The sequence below is a fragment of the Confluentibacter flavum genome, assembly GCF_002843175.1.
Taxonomy (GTDB): domain Bacteria; phylum Bacteroidota; class Bacteroidia; order Flavobacteriales; family Flavobacteriaceae; genus Confluentibacter; species Confluentibacter flavum.
Genome location: NZ_PJEO01000033.1, coordinates 1 through 20,579 on the forward strand (window position 1 = coordinate 1; position 20,579 = coordinate 20,579).

General features: G+C 33.6%; 19 protein-coding genes. 10 read left to right on the forward strand and 9 right to left on the reverse strand.

Annotated features, from left to right (window positions below; translation table 11 throughout):
• Positions 1 to 1,009 precede the first annotated feature (1,009 nt).
• The 4 genes from thrS (at position 1,010) to rplT (ending at position 4,365) form a co-directional block, all read left to right on the forward strand.
• Entirely contained in the window at positions 1,010 to 2,944 is a 1,935-nt protein-coding gene (gene thrS, locus CSW08_RS09430) for a threonine--tRNA ligase (protein ID WP_106659642.1), read from the forward strand.
• A gap of 27 nt (positions 2,945 to 2,971) precedes the next feature.
• The gene (gene infC / locus CSW08_RS09435; RefSeq protein ID WP_203226873.1) at positions 2,972 to 3,520 is read left to right on the forward strand and encodes a translation initiation factor IF-3; all 549 of its coding nucleotides are present in this window, start codon (positions 2,972 to 2,974) and stop codon (positions 3,518 to 3,520) included.
• A 121-nt stretch (positions 3,521 to 3,641) separates the two neighbouring features.
• Positions 3,642 to 3,839, forward strand: coding sequence for a 50S ribosomal protein L35 (gene rpmI / locus CSW08_RS09440; RefSeq protein WP_100609850.1), 198 nt, complete (start codon positions 3,642 to 3,644; stop codon positions 3,837 to 3,839).
• Between the two features lie 181 nt (positions 3,840 to 4,020).
• Positions 4,021 to 4,365 carry a 50S ribosomal protein L20 gene (gene rplT / locus CSW08_RS09445; protein ID WP_106659644.1) on the forward strand — a complete coding sequence of 115 codons (345 nt, stop codon included), beginning with the start codon at positions 4,021 to 4,023 and terminating at the stop codon, positions 4,363 to 4,365.
• 109 nt (positions 4,366 to 4,474) lie between these two features.
• Here the strand turns inward: rplT and CSW08_RS09450 are convergent, their stop codons facing one another.
• Positions 4,475 to 5,599, reverse strand: coding sequence for an ATP-grasp domain-containing protein (locus CSW08_RS09450; RefSeq protein WP_106659645.1), 1,125 nt, complete (start codon positions 5,597 to 5,599; stop codon positions 4,475 to 4,477).
• Positions 5,600 to 5,839: 240 nt separating this feature from the next.
• Here CSW08_RS09450 and CSW08_RS09455 point away from each other — a divergent pair, with 240 nt between their 5' ends.
• Positions 5,840 to 6,928, forward strand: a complete 1,089-nt coding sequence (locus tag CSW08_RS09455) for a hypothetical protein (RefSeq protein ID WP_106659646.1) — start codon at positions 5,840 to 5,842, stop codon at positions 6,926 to 6,928.
• A gap of 150 nt (positions 6,929 to 7,078) precedes the next feature.
• Positions 7,079 to 7,885 carry an HAD family hydrolase gene (locus tag CSW08_RS09460; RefSeq protein ID WP_106659647.1) on the forward strand — a complete coding sequence of 269 codons (807 nt, stop codon included), beginning with the start codon at positions 7,079 to 7,081 and terminating at the stop codon, positions 7,883 to 7,885.
• Here the strand turns inward: CSW08_RS09460 and CSW08_RS09465 are convergent, their stop codons facing one another.
• The gene (locus tag CSW08_RS09465; RefSeq protein ID WP_106659648.1) at positions 7,886 to 8,308 is read right to left on the reverse strand and encodes a secondary thiamine-phosphate synthase enzyme YjbQ; all 423 of its coding nucleotides are present in this window, start codon (positions 8,306 to 8,308) and stop codon (positions 7,886 to 7,888) included. It abuts the gene before it with no gap.
• A 236-nt stretch (positions 8,309 to 8,544) separates the two neighbouring features.
• Here CSW08_RS09465 and CSW08_RS09470 point away from each other — a divergent pair, with 236 nt between their 5' ends.
• Positions 8,545 to 8,994, forward strand: coding sequence for a hypothetical protein (locus CSW08_RS09470; RefSeq protein ID WP_106659649.1), 450 nt, complete (start codon positions 8,545 to 8,547; stop codon positions 8,992 to 8,994).
• Between the two features lies 1 nt (position 8,995).
• On the opposite strand, the gene CSW08_RS09475 is transcribed toward CSW08_RS09470, so the two are convergent.
• From CSW08_RS09475 to tgt, 6 genes are all read right to left on the reverse strand, one after another.
• Positions 8,996 to 10,180: an asparagine synthetase B gene (locus CSW08_RS09475; RefSeq protein WP_106659650.1), complete on the reverse strand. Its 1,185-nt coding sequence runs from the start codon at positions 10,178 to 10,180 to the stop codon at positions 8,996 to 8,998.
• A 140-nt stretch (positions 10,181 to 10,320) separates the two neighbouring features.
• A complete protein-coding gene (gene dnaB / locus CSW08_RS09480; protein WP_106659651.1) occupies positions 10,321 to 11,862 on the reverse strand; it encodes a replicative DNA helicase in 1,542 nt (513 codons plus the stop codon).
• Positions 11,863 to 12,028: 166 nt separating this feature from the next.
• Entirely contained in the window at positions 12,029 to 12,982 is a 954-nt protein-coding gene (locus CSW08_RS09485; protein ID WP_106659652.1) for an acetyl-CoA carboxylase carboxyltransferase subunit alpha, read from the reverse strand.
• A gap of 152 nt (positions 12,983 to 13,134) precedes the next feature.
• A complete protein-coding gene (locus CSW08_RS09490) occupies positions 13,135 to 14,031 on the reverse strand; it encodes a DMT family transporter (protein ID WP_106659653.1) in 897 nt (298 codons plus the stop codon).
• Positions 14,018 to 15,094: an LptF/LptG family permease gene (locus CSW08_RS09495; RefSeq protein WP_106659654.1), complete on the reverse strand. Its 1,077-nt coding sequence runs from the start codon at positions 15,092 to 15,094 to the stop codon at positions 14,018 to 14,020. The genes CSW08_RS09490 and CSW08_RS09495 overlap by 14 nt, the downstream gene beginning before the upstream one ends.
• Positions 15,095 to 15,184: 90 nt before the next feature.
• Positions 15,185 to 16,315 (reverse strand): tRNA guanosine(34) transglycosylase Tgt, encoded by a 1,131-nt coding sequence (tgt, locus tag CSW08_RS09500; RefSeq protein WP_106659655.1) that lies wholly within the window; start codon positions 16,313 to 16,315, stop codon positions 15,185 to 15,187.
• A gap of 281 nt (positions 16,316 to 16,596) precedes the next feature.
• On the opposite strand from tgt, the gene CSW08_RS09505 reads away from it, so the two are divergent.
• The 3 genes from CSW08_RS09505 to CSW08_RS09515 all read left to right on the forward strand — a co-directional run bounded on the left by CSW08_RS09505 (position 16,597) and on the right by CSW08_RS09515 (position 19,323).
• Positions 16,597 to 17,442 carry a transketolase gene (locus CSW08_RS09505; RefSeq protein ID WP_106659701.1) on the forward strand — a complete coding sequence of 282 codons (846 nt, stop codon included), beginning with the start codon at positions 16,597 to 16,599 and terminating at the stop codon, positions 17,440 to 17,442.
• A gap of 117 nt (positions 17,443 to 17,559) precedes the next feature.
• Complete coding sequence (locus CSW08_RS09510; RefSeq protein ID WP_106659656.1) at positions 17,560 to 18,513, forward strand: transketolase family protein; 954 nt, start codon at positions 17,560 to 17,562, stop codon at positions 18,511 to 18,513.
• A 195-nt stretch (positions 18,514 to 18,708) separates the two neighbouring features.
• On the forward strand, positions 18,709 to 19,323 hold the full coding sequence (locus tag CSW08_RS09515; RefSeq protein WP_106659702.1) for a porin family protein: 615 nt from the start codon (positions 18,709 to 18,711) through the stop codon (positions 19,321 to 19,323).
• A gap of 76 nt (positions 19,324 to 19,399) precedes the next feature.
• Here CSW08_RS09515 and CSW08_RS09520 read toward each other — a convergent pair whose 3' ends face one another.
• Complete coding sequence (locus CSW08_RS09520) at positions 19,400 to 20,464, reverse strand: FKBP-type peptidyl-prolyl cis-trans isomerase (RefSeq protein ID WP_106659657.1); 1,065 nt, start codon at positions 20,462 to 20,464, stop codon at positions 19,400 to 19,402.
• Between the last annotated feature and the right edge of the window lie 115 nt (positions 20,465 to 20,579).

Below are 20,579 nucleotides of genomic sequence, written 5' to 3' on the forward strand. Positions count from 1 at the left end.
TGCATGTGTTAGGCCTGCCGCTAGCGTTCATCCTGAGCCAGGATCAAACTCTTCATCGTTAATTTTTAGGCGCTCATCGCGCCAATGTTCTTAACAACCAATCGGAATTCCAATACTCAAAATAATCTATTCTCTTTGTCGATCTTCGCCGTTTCCGGCTCGATCTTACGCTGTCAATTCAATATGTCTATGAACTTCTTTTTTTCTTCCCCCAGCTCGTCTCCTTGCTAAGCGGGTGCAAATATAAAACCCTTTTTCCTTTCCCGCAATACTTTTTGAATGTTTTTTGAAAAAAGTTTTTTGATCCCTTTTTCTTTAAAACCTTACAGTCTCCTGCCGAACGTCGCCCCAAAGGCTTCCCTTTTTTAGCGGCTGCAAACATACGACCCTTTTCACATTCCTAACAAACTTTTTTGAACCTTTTTTTGAAGTTTTTTTGAGGAGGTTTTAATGGTTTTATTATCAAATGATTACATGATTAATTTTATTTGAAATTCATAAAAACCCTTCTTGAAAGAGATCAAATCTTAATTGATGTCTCTATTATTTTGACCAAAAAAAGCATCAAAAACAAGGAAGCTAACTTAAATTAAACAAAAAAACCTTCCATACATTACTTAAAAATCAACTTAGAAACTGTTTAAATTTTATCTAAAAGCCATTTTTTGTTTCTTTTTTACCCATATTTCGTTGATTTTTTTTCTAATAGCTCTGCTATTAGAAAAAAATCCGCCTCATCTGACCCAAAAATAATTCAAAAAAGCATCAATAAACAAAACTTAAACAGTTTATAAACATTTTGACATAAAGCCTAAAAGTTTACCTGAAACTAGCGTTAGGGATGGCAATGGCATCCTTTTGCCTATAGGGCAAAAGATATAATGGACAGCCCGACAGCTCCCAAAGTGCTGTAACGCCACGAAAAAAATCCTAAATAATAATACCTATATATATATTGTGTGTATTTGTTTATACTACTATCTTTGCACACTGAATTTAATTTATTTTAATGATACATATAACATTGCCCGATGGAAGTGTAAAGGAGTTTCAACAAAATGTTACTCCCATGGATGTTGCTAAAAGCATTAGTGAAGGATTTGCCAGAAATGTCATTTCGGCCAGCTTTAATGGTACTACTATTGAAACGGCTACACCTTTAACTACGGATGGCTCATTGGTTTTATATACATGGAATAATGATGAAGGCAAAAAAGCGTTTTGGCACTCCTCCGCACACGTCATGGCACAAGCTATTGAAGAATTGTACCCTGGGGTTAAACTTACTATTGGCCCCGCTATTGAAAATGGGTTTTATTATGATGTAGATTTTGGGGATCATTCCATATCTGATAAAGATTTCAAGGCTATAGAGGATAAAATGATAGAGATTTCCCGTGGCAAGCATGATTTTAAAATGCGTTCTGTTTCAAAAGCAGAAGCGTTATCTATATATAAAGGTAATGAGTTTAAAACGGAGCTTATTGAAAACCTTGAAGACGGCACGATTACTTTTTGCGACCACGCTACGTTTACCGATTTATGCCGTGGAGGACATATCCCTAACACAGACATCATAAAAGCTGCAAAAATTTTATCGGTTGCTGGCGCTTATTGGAGAGGCGATGAAAAGAATAAACAACTTACAAGGGTTTACGCTATTTCTTTTCCAAAACAAAAAGACCTGACCGAATATTTAAACTTTTTAGAAGAAGCCAAAAAACGTGACCACAGAAAATTAGGAAAAGAACTTGAGCTTTTTACTTTTTCTAAGAAAGTTGGACAAGGGCTGCCTTTATGGTTGCCTAAAGGTGCTGCTTTAAGAGAACGGTTAGAGAATTTTTTAAAGAAAGCACAAAAGAAAGCAGGTTACGAAATGGTGGTAACACCGCACATTGGACAAAAAGAACTTTATATTACATCTGGACATTATGCTAAATATGGCGCAGATAGTTTTCAGCCCATACGTACGCCTAAAGAAGATGAAGAATTTTTATTAAAACCTATGAACTGTCCTCACCACTGTGAGATTTACAACAGCAGTCAATGGTCGTATAAAGATCTACCAAAACGTTACGCCGAATTTGGTACCGTATATAGGTATGAACAAAGTGGCGAATTACATGGATTAACCCGTGTTAGAGGGTTTACACAAGATGATGCGCATTTATTTTGCACTCCAGATCAACTAGATAAAGAGTTTAAAGATGTTATTGATTTAGTTCTTTATGTATTTGGTTCCTTAGGGTTTGAGAATTTTACTGCCCAAGTTTCGGTAAGAGATCCTGAAAATCCAGATAAATATATAGGAGACGTAAAAAACTGGGAGAAAGCCGAACAAGCTATTATTAACGCCGCAACAGATAAAGGTCTGAACTTTGTTATTGTAGAGGGTGAAGCCGCTTTTTACGGTCCTAAGTTAGATTTTATGGTTAAAGACGCTTTAGGAAGACGTTGGCAACTGGGTACCATTCAGGTAGATTATAATCTCCCTGAACGATTTGATCTAACTTACAAGGGTAGTGATAACGAATTACACCGACCCGTGATGATTCACAGAGCCCCTTTTGGAAGTATGGAGCGTTTTGTGGCGTTATTGCTGGAACATACAGGCGGTAATTTCCCTATTTGGCTCATGCCAAAACAGGTTGTCATATTATCTCTTAGCGAGAAATATGAAAAATACTCTGAAAAAGTTTTAAATTTGCTAGAAAATGACGAAATTCGCGCCCTTGTTGATAATAGGAATGAAACTATAGGTAAGAAAATTCGGGAAGCCGAGATGCAAAAGTACCCTTTCATGTTGATTATTGGAGAACAAGAGCAAGAACAAAACAAAATAACAGTGCGTAAGCATGGTGGAGAAGATTTAGGAATGATTTCGATTGAAGCATTTTCTAAAATTATTGAAACCGAAATAAGCAAAACATTAAAACAATTTTAAATAAGTTTAACTTAAAAAGATAAAGCCATAGCAATTAGAAGAAGAAGTCAGCCCAATTCAAGGGCTTCACAAGAGGACAAGCACAAGATTAATTCTAAAATTACATCGCCAAACGTTCGTTTAGTTGGTGAGAATGTAGAGATAGGGGTTTATTCCACCCGAGATGCTTTAAAAATAGCAGACGAGCAAGGATTGGATCTTGTTGAGATTTCACCTAACGCCGATCCTCCTGTATGTAAGGTTATGGATTATAAAAAGTTTCTTTACGAACAAAAGAAACGAGATAAAGTCATAAAAGCTAAGGCTACAAAAGTTATTATTAAAGAAATTCGTTTTGGCCCTCAAACAGATGACCATGATTACGAATTTAAAAAGAAACATGCCGAGAAGTTCTTAAAAGAAGGTGCTAAATTAAAAGCATTTGTATTCTTTAAAGGGCGTTCTATCATATTTAAAGAGCAAGGACAAATATTATTATTAAAACTTGCACAAGATTTAGAAGAGTTTGGAAAGGTTGAACAGATGCCTAAATTAGAAGGTAAACGTATGACCATGTTTTTAGCTCCAAAAAAATAAAGAAAGAAACTGAAACAACCCTTCGACTTTGTTAAGGGCAACAGATTTAGTAAAGATAAGATGCTGAAACAAGTTCAGCACTAAAGTAATTAAGCGAAATAATTAAAACTAGGAGAACAAGATGCCTAAAATGAAAACAAAATCTAGTGCCAAAAAACGTTTTAAACTAACTGGCACTGGTAAGATTAAAAGAAAGCACGCTTTTAAAAGTCACATCTTAACAAAGAAGTCTAAAAAGCGTAAACTTGCCCTGACTCATGATACTTTAGTACATAAGGCAGACGAGAGCAATGTTAAATTGATGTTACGTTTAAAGTAATATTATTTTAACCGGTTAAATAAATTATAAACCCTGGAGTTAGGCAAAAAAAGAGTTAAAAGTTGAAAGTTGAAAGTTGAAAGTTTTCAAATCTACACTTAGTTATAGTTAGACTAAAAACCAATAACCAATGATTAACAACTAAATTGACCGCCTACTACAAAAAAAACAATTAAAAATTATGCCAAGATCAGTAAATTCTGTAGCAAAAAGAGCCAGAAGAAAAAAGGTTCTTAAACAAGCAAAAGGCTTTTTCGGACGTCGCAAAAACGTTTGGACAGTAGCAAAAAATGCGGTTGATAAAGCGATGTTATACTCGTATAGAGACCGTAGAAACAAAAAGAGATCATTCCGTGCTTTATGGATTACGCGTATTAACGCTGGAGCCAGAACTTACGGATTATCGTATTCTCAATTTATGGGGAAATTAAAAGCTAATGACATTGAGTTAAACCGTAAGGTTCTAGCAGATTTAGCTATGAATAACCCAGAGGCTTTTAAAGCTGTAGTAGAGAAAATAAAATAAGGCGTTTCGCCTATTGTAAAACATATTATTCGCTTAATAAAAATCCGGTTCTTAATTGAATCGGATTTTTTTTATTTACTTAAATGAAGCTTTTATCTAAAAGACATATTTAATTTTTTTTCAATTTGGAAGCTATCATATTCTTGGAAAAAAGAATATACTTTAGTAAAAATGGTATAGGATCCTTTATTGCGAATTTTATAGGCGTGTTGTTTAATATAAAATCAGTCTCAAAAATGAATTTTTTGTTTAACTGTAACGTTTTTAAAAGCCCTTTTATATTTAAATACTCCAAATATTCATAATTAGGTTTTTTAAAATCAATCCCTAAACTTGCTAAAATATATAAATAAGGAAAATTAACTCCCGCAATCATCGATGCATCTAGTGAAGTCCAAAATCTTGTATTGACTTCAAGAATTTTAAACTTTTCTTCCTTTTTATCAAATAGTAAATCCACATGGGCAATACCTGACCAATTGAGTAATTTCATTAACCTTTCAATAGTTAAATATAAATCTTTGTTTTCAACAAAAATCAATCCGGTTAATGGAGCAAAGGGATTATTGTCCTTTAATGTTGCTTTTTGTATGGTATGAGCCAAAATGACGCCATCTTTGCATAAAACACTGCAACCAATATCATACCCTTCTAAACGCTCTTGAACAATAATGTCATGATCAAATTTACTATTTATAAAATAAGCCTCTAAACTACTTTGATTGTCAAAGGAACAAATTCCTGTACCACCACCAAGACCACTTGCTGGCTTAACCAAAACCGGATACTTCAATGATTCAACTTTGGGTATGTCTCCAAACTTAGCTACAAATCCTCTTGGATGAGGCAAATTGTGTTTCTCTAAAAAATACAACAACAACCCTTTATTATTAGCCAACTTAAAGTTATCTAAAGAGGGTAATATGCAAAGTTTATCTTTGAATGAAATTTGGTTTCTATACTTTGCAATAATCTTAATTCCATTTTCAAAAATGGGCATAACAAGATCAATATCATGCTTTTTTAATTCTTCATTTATATTGTCAATCCATTCAAGTTCAACATCAGTTTGAGGGTAATACGCAAAATTGTGAATATGTCGAGAATACCTCATAGGATATCTCTTCTTATTTGAAATCACAAAAATCTTAATGTCCTTTACTTGTGATAAACAATTTATCACACTAGGTAAAATAGGAACTTCTCCATCTGGAATTAAAATTGAAAATTTCATTTAAAAAATAAGGCTGCTTTATCCCTCTAAAGATATTCTTAAATTTCATCCAAAAAAATATTTAACATTTATTATAATTTAAAAGCAACTTATATTCTGTAAGTATGATCATCGGTTTTATATGACAATAATCTAATAATTAATTATTTACTAATCTTTATTTATAATTTTAGATTCATCTCGGATCAAAGGTTAATAGCAAAGCAAATATTAATTAATCAATTTATAAAACATTTAATTATGAAACTTACCAAAATTCACACTGTTTTATTTGGTGTTTGCATTCTTCTTGGAGCCTTGAGTTGCCAAACTGAATCATTAACCGATGAAAACTTAATTACTTCAGACAGTGCTGCCAAAAAGGGCAATGACAAAGCTGCAGCAACATTAGTATGGGATGAATGTTCCACTACATCAACCCAAGTAGATTTACTGGCGGGGCAAAATACGCTGGTTGGAAATGTAACCGTTGAGAGTGACGGAATAAATTACACGATTACTTACAACATTACCGACGCCGGGTGGTGTTTAACTGAAACGCATTTATCTGTTGGATTAACTCCTAATGATTTTCCTCATACTAATTCAGGAAATCCTAAAAATGGGCATTTTGAGTATGGCGAATCTCTGGATTGTGCTTCAAGTGCTTCTTACATGGTACCTGTATCAGAAGGCACCTATATTGCCGCTCATGCTGTTGTAAAATGTAAATCGAATGCGGAATTCACAGCTGATATTGAGTCACTCCCAATCACTATCCCAATTTGTGTAACAGATAAGGGAGATGCTGATAGCTATTTTGACATTTCCATTGGTGGTGATAGTTTTTTAGCCGGTGATTATAATGCATGGTGTATAGACCTTTATAAATCTCTTAACAATGGAGTTTGTTTTGATGCCAATGCCTACTCAATGTATGGTGACAATTTACCTGATGTATTTGGAAAACCTGGAAATCTTGGAGCTGTAAATTGGATTGTAAACCAAGACTTTATATCCCAAGGCTATACTTATGGAGAAATTCAATGGGCTATATGGGAGTTATTGGAACTTGATAACACGATTTCATATTGCTGTTTAGGAACATGGGCCAAAGCAAAAGGAGAGGAAATTGTTACCATGGCATTGCAACATTTGGATTTTGAACCTGTATGCGGAGAATTATTGGGTATAGCAATACTACCAACAGAAGAATTCTCAAGTACTCAGCCTGTTATGATTACTATTCCTATTCCTTGTGGTGGAGAATGTGAAGAAACTGCTTGGGCTGATGGTTGTGACTTCCCTGGAAATAACTGGGCTACTTACTTTCAGTACGGTGAAGAATAATAAAAATTAAAAAATTAAAATTAGAAATCCGGTTCAAAATGAACCGGATTTTTTTATTAGAAATTTTCACAAAGTTAATATTATGACAAAAGTAAACTGGACAATAATCTTTACCTTTGCACTTTTAATTAATGCCTTTTTCTATATTTTATGAATTTATCTGGAATTAAATTAGTCGTGTCGGATATGGACGGCACATTATTAAATTCCAACCACGAAGTTAGCAGCTTGTTCTTTGAATTATTTAAAGAATTAAAAAAGCACAATATTCTTTTTGTAGCGGCAAGCGGAAGGCCCTATTATAGCATCACAGAAAAATTAAATTCAATTAAGGATGACATTATCATAGTTGCTGAAAACGGTGGTATTGTAATTAAACAAGAAGAACTCTTATTATCTACCCCAATAAAAAAAGAACATTTATCTCAAGTTGAATCATTAATAAACTCCAATAATCACATTCATCCTGTTTTTTGCACCAAGTTAAAGGCCTATTTTAAAAGTGCTTCGAATGGATATATCAAATTATTAACAGAATATTATTCAAACTTTACGGTTGTTAATAGTATTGAGGAAATTGAAGAGGACATCATAAAAATTGCATTATACCACGACTTAGATTCTGAAAAATACATCTATCCACATTTTAAACATTTAGAACCCGACTATAAAGTAAAAATTTCAGGTAAACATTGGGTGGACCTTTCAGATGATTTGGCTAATAAGGGACATGCCATTGAACTGCTTCAAAAAACTTATAATATATCACCTAAAGAAACCTTGGTTTTTGGTGACTATAATAATGATATTGAAATGCTGAAACTTGCCACTTATAGCTTTGCAATGGAAAACGCACACGAGAATGTAAAAGAAATTGCCAATTACAACACCAAAAGCAACAATGACTTTGGTGTTGAACTTATTTTAGAAAAATTAATAGAAGCTAAACAAATATAATCAGTTACCAAAAGCTGTGAGTACCAATTGCCTTCCACTGGCATTATTTCTATGTTCGCACAAATAAATACCTTGCCAAATACCTAAATTTAATTTACCATTGGTAATTGGTATTTGTAAAGAAGCCCCTAGTAAAGACGCTTTAATATGAGCAGGCATATCATCACTTCCTTCATAAGTATGCACATAATAGGATGCGTTTTCTGGAACCATCACATTAAAATGCCTTTCAAAATCATCTCTTACGGTATAATCGGCATTTTCATTAATAGTTAAACTGGCAGATGTATGTTTAATAAACACTTGCAGCTGCCCTATACTTATATCCTTTATTTCAGGTATTGCCTCAATAATATCGTTGGTAACTAAATGAAATCCTCTAGGATATGGTTTTAATTTTAGTTGTTTTTGATAAAACTTCATCGATTAATATTTAGAACAAAATTTAAAATTTCATTTTCTTATTATAATAGAATCTATATTTTTAAAGTTATAAAGACGCAACCTTTTAACTTTATTACATCTATATAAAAAACAAGTATAATAAAATCTAAACAAAAACAACATGAAATCGCCCTTAATAATAAGTTTGTTGAAACACACCAATGAAAATAAGGCGATAACATATGACCTTTTAATAAACAATTAAACATTTACATATGAAATATTATTTAATAATTGCTTGCATTAGTTTTTTAACTTTAACAAATTGTTCCCTTGGTGATGTCGACAATAGTGAGCCTCAAGTAATAAGAGTGCTTTGGCATTTAAAAAATGTTAGTGGAGGCGTCGCTGGCGTTGATAACGATTTTAATTCTGGTGTCATTGTATGGGAATTTAAGGACGCAACTTCCACTTTGACTGTTTCTAATAATAATAGCAATGCTGCTATTGAAGATGGTTTGAATTCTGGAACGTATACTTATTCTATTGATGATAATAGTACTGGCAATGATGACTATATTAGTATAGGGCCCAATGAATTTGGAAGCATAGCCATTACCTCAAACGGTAACCAATTAATTATCGACCAAAATAAAACTTCAACTGGCCCTGCTGCCGATGGTTACATTTACACTTTTGATAAAAGCATTATTGTTGAAAATTAAATTAGGTTTTTTGTTTCTTTTTTCTTGCCGCAGGAAACAATACATTGTTTAATATAAGTCTATACCCAGGAGACGTAGGATGTAAATCTAGTTCTGTTTTAGCATCTCCTACCCTATGCTGATAATCTTCTGGGTCATGTCCACCATAAAACGTAAAAAAACCTTTGCCTTTTATACCGTGAATATATTTTGCCTCGCTATTAATTTTGCTCTCACCCATTACCAGTACATTCGATTTTATTTCGTCTCTAGTAAAAGAAGTTGTTTGTCCCATAAAACCCTTTACCAAAGCAGTATGATTTTGACATAACATGGTTGGAATGGGATCCCATTTTGCAGAAAATTCCATTAGAGAAAAATAATCGCTCGTGGCCGTAATCATTCTTTTTTGAGTCATATCAATGGAGGAAAACTCATAAATCATTGGATTTTGCTCTAAGGTAAAATTGGTAAATGCAAAGGTTCTGTTATAATCTATTTTGTTTTGATATCCTGGATCGCTACCATCGCCATCAAACATAGGTTCGCAAATATCCAATCCTTCAGCAGCCAAAGCAATATCAAAGCTATCGGCAGCACTACACATGGCAAACATAAAGCCGCCACCAATTACGTAATCCCTGATTTTCAAAGCTACTGCCAATTTCTCTTCCGATACTTTGCTGTACCCCAATTTTTCAGCTAACGCTTCAGCCACTTTTTTCTCTTCAATATACCAAGAAGTGGCTCTATATGCCCCATAAAATTTGCCATATTGCCCTGTAAAATCCTCATGGTGTAAATGCAACCAATCAAATGCCAAAAGCCCATCATTCAATACCTCTTCATCATATACAGTTTCATAAGGAATCTCGGCATATTGCAAAACCATCGTTACGGCATCATCCCAAGGTTGTTTTCCGTTAGGTGTATAAACAGCTATTCTTGGTGCTTTTTCTAAAACCACGGCTTCCATATTTTGACTTGGACTACTGATGTCTTCTAAAATACTTTCGGTTTTAGAATCTGAAAACACTTCAAATGACACGCCTCTAATTTGACATTCTCTTTGAATTTCTGGAGTATCTGGCAATAAAAATGAACCGCCCCTATAATTAAGTAGCCACTTTACCTTTAGTTCTTTATTAAGCACCCAATAAGTAATGCCATATGCTTTTAAATGATTTTTTTGACTATCTGTATCCATAGGAATTAACACATACGAAGCGAACGTATGTATGGAAAAGAATAAAAATAATATGATAGATAGGGTTTTCTTCATAGACCGAAAGGTAATGAAAAATTATATTGGCTTAAAATGCTTTAGGGAAATATTAAGTTTTATTGCTAAAACGGCACATCACTATCATCGTCCTCATTAAAGGAACTACCAAAAGCTTGGCCCGGACTTGCCTTGAAATTATCAGATTTAAAAGTATCATCGTTGGCTGCCGCATTCATTTTAGAATGAAATTCGAAAGGCGAATCAAAATTATCTAGATTATCAAACTTTCCTAAATGCCCAATAAATTTTAAACGAATGTTTTCTAAACCTCCATTACGGTGTTTTGCCACAATAAATTCCGCTTGCCCTTCGGTTGGCGAACGCTCTTCATCATCCCATTCATCAATTTTATAATATTCGGGCCTATAAATAAAGCTTACAATATCGGCATCTTGTTCAATGGCACCAGACTCACGTAAATCCGAAAGTAATGGTCTTTTACTTCCTCCACGGGTTTCAACAGCACGTGATAATTGCGATAATGCAATAACAGGTACATTTAATTCTTTTGCTAGTGCCTTCAAGTTTCTAGAAATCATAGAGATTTCTTGCTCACGGTTTCCGCCATGGTTACTGCCACCTGTCATTAATTGTAAATAATCAATCATGATGAGTTTGATACCATGTTGTGATGATAAACGGCGTGCTTTTGCTCTTAAGTCGAAAATAGACAATGATGGTGTATCGTCAATAAACAAAGGGGCTTTTTCAAGACCTTTCACTTTTACGTTAAGTTGTTCCCACTCGTGTTTTTCAAGTTTACCTGTTCTTAATTTTTCTGAAGACAGACCTGTTTCACTCGAAATTAAACGTGTAATTAATTGCACAGACGCCATTTCTAAAGAGAAAAATGCTACTGGAATATTTAAATCTACCGCAATATTTCTTGCCATAGACAAGGTTAACGCCGTTTTACCCATACCAGGACGTGCTGCCACAATAATTAAATCGGATGGTTGCCAACCAGACGTTAATTTATCCAGTTTGGTAAATCCTGTTGGAATGCCACTTAAACCTTCCTTATTGGAGATTTCTTCAATTTTTTTCTTCGCCTGAATAACTAAATCTTGCGCTGTTTCACTAGATTTTTTAATATTTCCTTGCGTAACTTCGTAAAGTTTGGATTCGGCATTATCCAATAAATCAAAAACATCCTTGGTTTCATCATACGCATCTTCAATAATTTCACTGGAAATTTTAATCAAACTACGTTGAATATATTTCTGTAAAATGATACGCGCATGAAACTCAATATGGGCAGAAGATGACACTTTTTGGGTTAATGAAATAAGATAAAAATCTCCTCCAGCCAACTCTAATTTTGAGTTTTTTTTAAGTTGTGTTGAAACGGTTAATAAGTCTACTGGCTCACTATTTTCGAATAACTGATAAATGGCCTGAAATATATGCTGGTGGGCTTCTTTGTAGAACGCATCTGGACTTAAAATATCAATAACCTCATCAACACCTTTTTTATCAATCATCATAGCACCTAATACAACTTCTTCTAAATCAAGTGCTTGAGGTGGTATTTTTCCCTTTTCAAGACTAATTAGGGTACTTTTATCAACTTTATAGGATTTAATTTGGTCTGGTTGTTTCATAAAACGAAAATAACTAATTATGGGAGTTCTTAAACATTATTTAAATTATCGTTGTTAACCAGCCATTAACAATTGAACTGTTAACAACTCACAAATATTGTGGATAAGCATAAAAAAATCTGAAGCCGAAGACTTCAGATTTTTTTATGCTATGATTTTAAAAGGATTATCCTTTGAACACGCCCATATTAGCATATTTTTCCATACGCTGATTCACTAAATCTTTTGGTGATAAGTTTTTAAGAGTATCATAATACTTTACAATAGCATTGCTAACAGATTTAAATGTTCTTTCTCTATCCCTGTGAGCGCCACCTAAAGGTTCTTTTATTATTTCATCAATCAACTTCTGTTTTTTCATATCTGTTGACGTCAGTTTTAGGGCGTCTGCAGCCTGTTCTTTGTATTCCCAACTATGCCAAAGTATAGATGAACAAGACTCTGGTGAAATAACAGAATACCATGTATTTTCTAACATCAATACCACATCGCCAACACCTATTCCAAGAGCGCCACCAGAAGCACCTTCTCCTACAATAACGGTAATAATAGGCACTTTCAAACGTGTCATTTCAAAAATATTTCTAGCAATGGCTTCTCCTTGCCCACGTTCTTCAGCCTCTAAACCAGGATATGCCCCAGGTGTGTCAATCAGCGTTACCACAGGAATACCAAATTTTTCAGCAGATTTCATTAAGCGTAATGCTTTACGATACCCTTCTGGGTTTGCCATTCCAAAATTTCTATATTGGCGGGTCTTGGTGTTATACCCTTTTTGTTGCCCTATAAACATAAAGCTTTGATCTCCAATTTTTCCCAAACCACCAATCATGGCTTTGTCATCTTTAAAGTTTCTGTCTCCATGGAGTTCCAAAAACGTTTCCCCACAAATGGCACGAATATGATCTAACGTATAAGGCCTATCTGGATGTCTGGATAGTTGAACACGTTGCCAAGCTGTAAGATCTTTATAAATCTTGGTTTTTGCCTCAATAAGCTTCTTTTCAATTTGCAAACAGGTTCCTGTAACATCTACTTCACTCTCCTTACCAATTACTTGACATTTTTGAAGCTGTTCTTCTAACTCTTTAATGGGAAGTTCAAAATCTAAATATTCCATAAAAATTTATGACTCTATTTTTAATTAGCTTACAAACCTACATATTTTTTTCATTCTAACTTAAGTAAAAATACAAAATAGTAGGATCTCTTTGACCGATAAACAAAAGTAATCATAATCAAAGAAAATATAAAAACTTTAATTCTGTTTGACTAAAAACCTTTTCTTTTTAGCCTTCTCATGTTTTTTAACACGGCATTTAATAGAACGGTAACAATAATAATGGAGGCTCCATAGTAAAACGCCGGACTCATTTTCTCCTTTTCAGGAAAAAGTAAAATAGCGATAATAATACCATAAATAGGCTCCAAATTATAAGTAAGAACCACTGTATACGGACTAATATGCCTCATAACATAAATAGCAGCTATAAATGCATATGCAGTACAAATAGATCCTAAAATGAATAAATACCAAAAGTCAATCGTACTTATATTGAAAAACTCAAATGAAAAACCACCTTCAAAAAGTAGTATAAAAAATGTGATAAAGATAACGCCACTAATAAATTCATAAAATGAAATGACCGTTGCTGTATGTTGTTTTAAAAAACTACCGTTAAGGACTGCAAACAATGATGAAAAAAATGCCGCTAAAATACCAAGTACAATCCCTTTAATATAGTTGATTTCACTTTGGGTTATTACAAAAACACCAAGCATGACGAATATTCCAAAGAAAATTTCGTACCAAATGATGCGTCGTTTATAAATGATAGGCTCTAATATAGACGCGAAAAAAGTCCCTGACGAAAACACCGCCAATGTAATGGATACGTTTGAGGCATCAATGGCTCCAAAAAAAGTTATCCAATGTAATGCAATCACAATGCCTGCAATGGATAATTTAAAAATCGATTTAAGAGGTATTTTAATATGGATTTTGGCTACTTTAATATAAATTAAAATTAAGATAGAAGCGATCGACATTCTAAACCAAACCAAAGGCACAGCATTTATAGAAATAAGTTGTCCTAAAATAGCGGTAAAACCAGCTATAAAAACTAAAAAATGTAGATGCAGGTAATTTTTAAACCTATCGTTTAGCATTATGAAGAAGGAATAAAGCGATGATGCCAAAAATAACATTAGGGAACCATGCTGCAATTATTGCTGGAAAATCCGACTGTTCAGCCATGACGCCAAAAATCTTATCAAAGAAAATAAAAACCATTGCAATACAAATACCCACGGCTAAGTTTATTCCCATACCGCCCCGTCGTTTTATAGACGACACTGCCACAGCAATAATGGTTAATATAAAAACAGACACTGGTAAGCTCCATTTTCTATAAAGCACTAATTGATAACGCCCTACATTGGAAGACCCTCTCAATTCTTCTTTTTCAATAAAATTCAATAAATCGTTATAAGACAGTATTTCGGCAATATAAATTACAGGTGTTAAATCTTCAGCATCAAAAGCAAACAGGGTATCCTTTTTTCTTTCTATTTCTAATTCATCTGGATTATCACCAATGATACGCTTGGTATAATTAGTCAATGTATATAAGGTATCTTCATCACTGTATTTAATAATGTCCGCAGTTATTTTATGGGTCATAACATTATCTTCAAAATATTCTAAAATAAAATTAGTCCCTTGTTTATTTTTAGGATCAAAACTGCTCACATAAATAAGTTCATTTTCATTTATCTGCCTAAAAACGTTTGAGTTTTCAACATCACTTCTTCCAGTTTTGAAGTATTTATAGTCAAATTCATTGAAACCCTTACTTGCAATAGGCGCTAAGTATAAGCCTAATACCAAAGCTAAAATAGCCGCTATAATAGCCCCATAGATATAAGGTCTTAGAAATCGGGAAAAAGACACGCCAGAACTTAAGAAGGCTATGATTTCGGTGTTATTAGCAAGCTTCGAAGTAAACCATATAACTGATAAAAATAAAAATAAAGGGAATAATAAATTTGCAAAATAAATAGTGAAGTTTAAAAAATAAACAAGCACTTCACTTATTGGTACATTGTTATCTAAAATCTTTCCTATTTTTTCGGCCAGATGCACTGTAATACCAATAGGAATGAACAGCAATAACATTGCAGTAAATGTAAAAAGGTAACGCTTGAGTATGTACCAATCTAAAATTTTCATTCTCTCCCAACCTCTCCAAAGGAGAGGCATATTATTTATGTTTACAATTATGGCTTAAACAAAGTTGATTTTAAAAGAAACTATATCATTTTAAAGGCGATTATCCATTTGCTTTATCATGTTGTCTTTCCAAATTTTAAAATCTCCTGCTAATATATGTTTTCTGGCTTCACGAACCAACCATAAATAAAATCCTAAATTATGAATGGTCGCTATTTGTTTTCCCAGTAATTCATTAACCATAAATAAATGTCTTAAATAGGCTTTTGTGTATTCGGTATCTACAAAGGTTATTCCCATATCATCAATAGGAGAGAAATCTTCCTCCCACTTCTTATTCTTGATATTTATAGTACCGTAAGCCGTAAATAACATCCCATTTCTAGCATTTCTTGTGGGCATGACGCAATCAAACATATCTATACCTAACGCAATATTTTCTAAAATATTAATGGGTGTACCAACACCCATTAAATAACGAGGTTTATCTTCAGGTAAAATATTACAAACCACCTCTGTCATAGCATACATTTCCTCCGCAGGTTCTCCAACGGATAAGCCTCCAATGGCATTCCCAACCGCTCCTGCATTGGCGATATATTCGGCAGACTGCATTCTTAAATCTTTATAGGTACTTCCTTGAACTATGGGAAAAAAAGCCTGACTGTAATCGTATTTAAATGGCACTTTTTCCAAATGATTGATACATCTATCCAACCATCTATGCGTCATGTGCATTGACCGTTTTGCATAATTATATTCGCACGGGTACGGTGTACATTCATCAAAAGCCATAATAATATCCGCCCCAATGCTACGCTGAATTTCCATCACATTTTCAGGTGTAAAAACATGGTAACTACCATCTATATGCGACTTGAACTTGACCCCTTCTTCCTTGATTTTCCTGTTAGCAGACAATGAATACACTTGATACCCCCCAGAGTCTGTTAAAATATTCCTATCCCAATTCATAAACTTGTGCAATCCGCCAGCCTTTTCAATAACGTGTGTTTGTGGACGTAAGTATAGATGATAGGTATTTCCAAGAATGATATCAGGATTAATATCGTTTTTAAGTTCGCGTTGGTGCACCCCTTTTACAGTGGCAACGGTTCCAACAGGCATAAAAATAGGTGTCTCAATGACACCATGATCGGTTGTGATTACTCCTGCCCTCGCTTTGCTTTGTGTATCTTTTGCTTTTAATTCAAATATCATATTCAGAAATAATAAGTCGGCAAACCTACATATTTTTTTAATTTTAAAATGATTTTATCACATTTAACTAGGTTGGCTAATTACAATTTATCAAAACAAATAACATTGATACAATTGATGTATAAGTAACTAAGTAGAAGTATACTCATTAATTTTTTTAAAACAGTCCCAGACCTTTTAATTTTTTTTTAAACTCGTTCTTTACTTAAAAATAGAACATTAATCTTTTGTAAAACTATCTTAATAGCCTATTTTTGTCAAGCAAAATTAACAAATTAGATATGCCAAACACTAAACATTTAGAAGATTTAACCATTCAAGTTAGAAGAGACATCTTACGCATGGTTCATAAAGTAAACTCTGGTCATCCAGGAGGTTCATTAGGTTGTACAGAATTCTTGGTTTCACTTTATAATGAAATCATGGTGAGAAAAGAAGGTTTTGATATGGATGGTATTGGTGAAGACCTTTTCTTTTTATCTAACGGTCATATCTCGCCTGTTTTTTATAGTGTGATATCAAGAGCAGGCTATTTCCCCGTTGAAGAATTAAATACATTTAGACTACTGAATTCTCGCTTACAAGGCCACCCAACCACTCACGAAGGTTTGCCTGGTGTAAGAATCGCTTCTGGTTCTTTAGGCCAAGGGATGTCCGTAGCTTTAGGTGCGGCTCAAGCCAAAAAACTGAATCGTGACAACCATTTGGTTTATACGTTGCATGGTGATGGTGAACTTCAAGAAGGACAAAATTGGGAAGCCATTATGTATGCTGCTGGGAAAAAGGTGGACAACATCATTTGTACCATTGATTTAAATGGACAACAAATTGATGGTGCTACTGATGAAGTTTTACCTATGGGAAGCATCAAAGCTAAATTTGAAGCTTTTGGTTGGGTTGTGATCGACATAGAAGAAGGCAACAACATTGAAGCTATTTTAAAAGGCATGGCAAAAGCTAAATCTAACACAGGAAAGGGCAAACCTGTTTGCGTACTTTTAAAAACAATGATGGGAAATGGTGTAGATTTTATGATGCATACACACGCGTGGCATGGTAAAGCACCTAATGATGAGCAATTAGCAAAAGGTTTAGCACAAAACCCTGAAACTTTAGGAGATTACTAATAGCCCCTCCTAACCTCCCCAAAAGGGGGGAATCTTTAGATAACCTATAAACAATGATTACTATAATTTAAATAATACCTAAAAAAAGTCCCTCCTTTGGAGGGATTAGGGAGGCTTATGAAAACATATACATATACAGAAAAAAAAGATACAAGAAGTGGTTTTGGAGCTGGCTTAGCTGAACTTGGAAGAACGAACCCTAATGTTGTAGCTCTTTGCGCCGATTTAGTTGGATCTTTAAAAATGGAAAAATTTATTGAAGAAAACCCTGAGCGTTTTTTTCAAATAGGTATTGCTGAAGCTAATATGATGGGCATTGCTGCTGGTTTAACTATTGGAGGTAAAATACCATTTACAGGTACTTTCGCTAATTTTTCAACAGGTCGTGTGTACGATCAAATTCGTCAATCTATAGCCTATTCAGATAAAAACGTAAAAATATGTGCATCGCACGCGGGTTTAACATTGGGTGAAGATGGTGCAACGCATCAAATCCTAGAGGATATCGGTCTTATGAAAATGTTACCAGGTATGACTGTTATCAATACGTGTGATTACAACCAAACAAAAGCAGCGACCATCGCTATTGCAGATTATCACGGTCCCGTTTATTTACGTTTTGGAAGACCTGTAGTTCCAATTTTCACACCAGAAGACCAAAAATTCGAAATTGGCAAAGCTGTTATGCTTACCGAAGGTACCGATGTCACTATTGTGGCTACCGGACATTTAGTTTGGGAAGCTTTGGAAGCTTCAAAAGTATTGTTTGAAAAAGGCATTTCTGCTGAAGTTATAAACATTCATACCATCAAACCTTTAGATGAAGAAGCTATTCTTAAATCCGTAGCAAAAACAGGATGTATTGTAACTGCGGAAGAACACAATTATCTTGGTGGATTGGGTGAAAGTGTCGCTAGAGTTTTGGCATTGAACAATCCAACTCCGCAAGAATTTGTAGCGACCAATGATACTTTTGGTGAATCTGGAATACCTTCGCAACTTATGGACAAATACGGCTTAAATAGTGCCGCCATAGTTGAAAAATCGTTATCAGTTATAAAAAGAAAGTAATAATATTCGTTTGGCAACGTTTTTGATTGAGTACAATATCTAGTTTCAATCAGTATATAATTACATATAGTACTGTATGTAAAATTCATTTATCTAATTATATAACAAACTAAATTAATTATATAACGGATAACTATTAAGGACTATATACTTTTGGAAAAGAAAAAAACTCAAGTCAAATTAAAAACGAAACTTATGAAAAATTTAAAAAGTAAATTAAATGCTAGTAAAAAAACTATTTTACTAGCATTATTTTTGGTAGCAATATCATCATTTACCTATGCTCAAACTGCAACAGGATTTGGTATTAAAGGAGGTTTAAACTACAATGCCAATGGTGATTATTTTGAGTCTATAGAAAGTAATGCTAAAAATCCGGACAGAAACGTGGGTTATCATGTTGGTTTATTTGGAAAAATAGGCAACAAAATATACTTTAGACCAGAACTTGTATATACCAGTACCAAGAGTGATTATGATAATGAAAGCTTTGAAATGCAAAAACTGGATGCACCTATGTTAATTGGTATTAATATATTAGGACCTCTTAGTGTTTTCGCTGGACCTTCGTTTCAATATATTTTAGATTCTGAATTTAATGGTGTTACCTTTGATGATATAGAAAATGAATTCAGCGTTGGCCTAAATTTTGGTATCGGCCTTAACATTAATAAACTCGGAATAGACTTAAGGTACGAACGAGGTTTTAGTGAAAACGAGGCTACTTTTATAGGTAATAATGGTGTTGGAACCAGTAGATTAGATACCAGACCTAATCAGCTTATTTTAAGTTTATCATTGATATTATAAACGCATTTGTATAAATAAAAAAGCTCACTAAAATTAATTTTAGTGAGCTTTTTTATTTATACATTTTTAAGAACTTTTACTTAGCATCTAAATAATCTGGAATACCATCTGAATCTGTATCTGGAAATGTTATGATAGTTCCTGTATAAGTACCATCTTGCTCTTTTTTAATTTTATTTATAAGTACTTGATTGGTTTGTAAAGACGTGTCAAGAACCTCTTGCCTTGTTGGTTTATTAACTGTTGCAACTTCAATTTCATTCTTAGTTAAAACACCATCACCATCATCATCTGCATCTGCATAATCAGGATTAAAATCACCATCGGTATCATCATCATCTGGATCATTGGCATTTTCAAAATTAACCGTAAATTCACCATCATCAGTTAAATCTTCTAAATAAGATGGAATACCATCGCCATCATGATCGTTTTGAAACATTTGAAACAATTCAAACTTAAATACTATTGGTGAATACGCTGAAAGATTAGTTTGAGCATTCGAAAAATATGCTAACCCTGAAGGTAAAAACATGACGCCTACTCCGTGATTTATAAAATTCACGGTGCCATCATCGTTATCAACAAAAGATTCTGCCGTATTAAAATCCGGCAATACTTTTCTCCAGCCAGAAATTAAATTGGTTAAATCTAATGTTACAGGTGTTACTGCACTATCAAATACTTCATTATCTAAAGTAAAACCTTCATAAGTAACAACAATGTTATCAGCAAAAGTAGGTGAATCTTCTCCGCCACCCTCATTTAATACAAGAACATAAAATTCATAATCCGTGTCAGCAAAATTAACTGTTTTGGCTGGTTCAACGGCAGTCATTAACAATTCACTACCATCTGGCACAACTTCTCCGTCAGCTAATTTCGTTATAATAAGATCGGATATGCTTGGGTTTGGATTTGATTCGAAATCTACTGAATTATAATAATGGCTTTCTAAATAACCAATTAAAGAATCATTGTCAATTATTTGTTGTTCACCTCGATCCCTAGGAGGTGTTACAGGTGTAACGTCATCGTCATCTTTTTTACAAGACAGTAAACCCAATGCTAAAAATAAAATAAGTAACCCTATTTTTCCTAAATTCATTCGCAATTTTTTGGTATTTTTTTCTAATTTCATACAATACAATATATAATCATTCAACATTTACAAATTTAAATAGTAAATGCATCATTATTGTTTATTTTTGAGGTCGCAAGATACAATTTTAATATAATCTTGTACAACAACATTA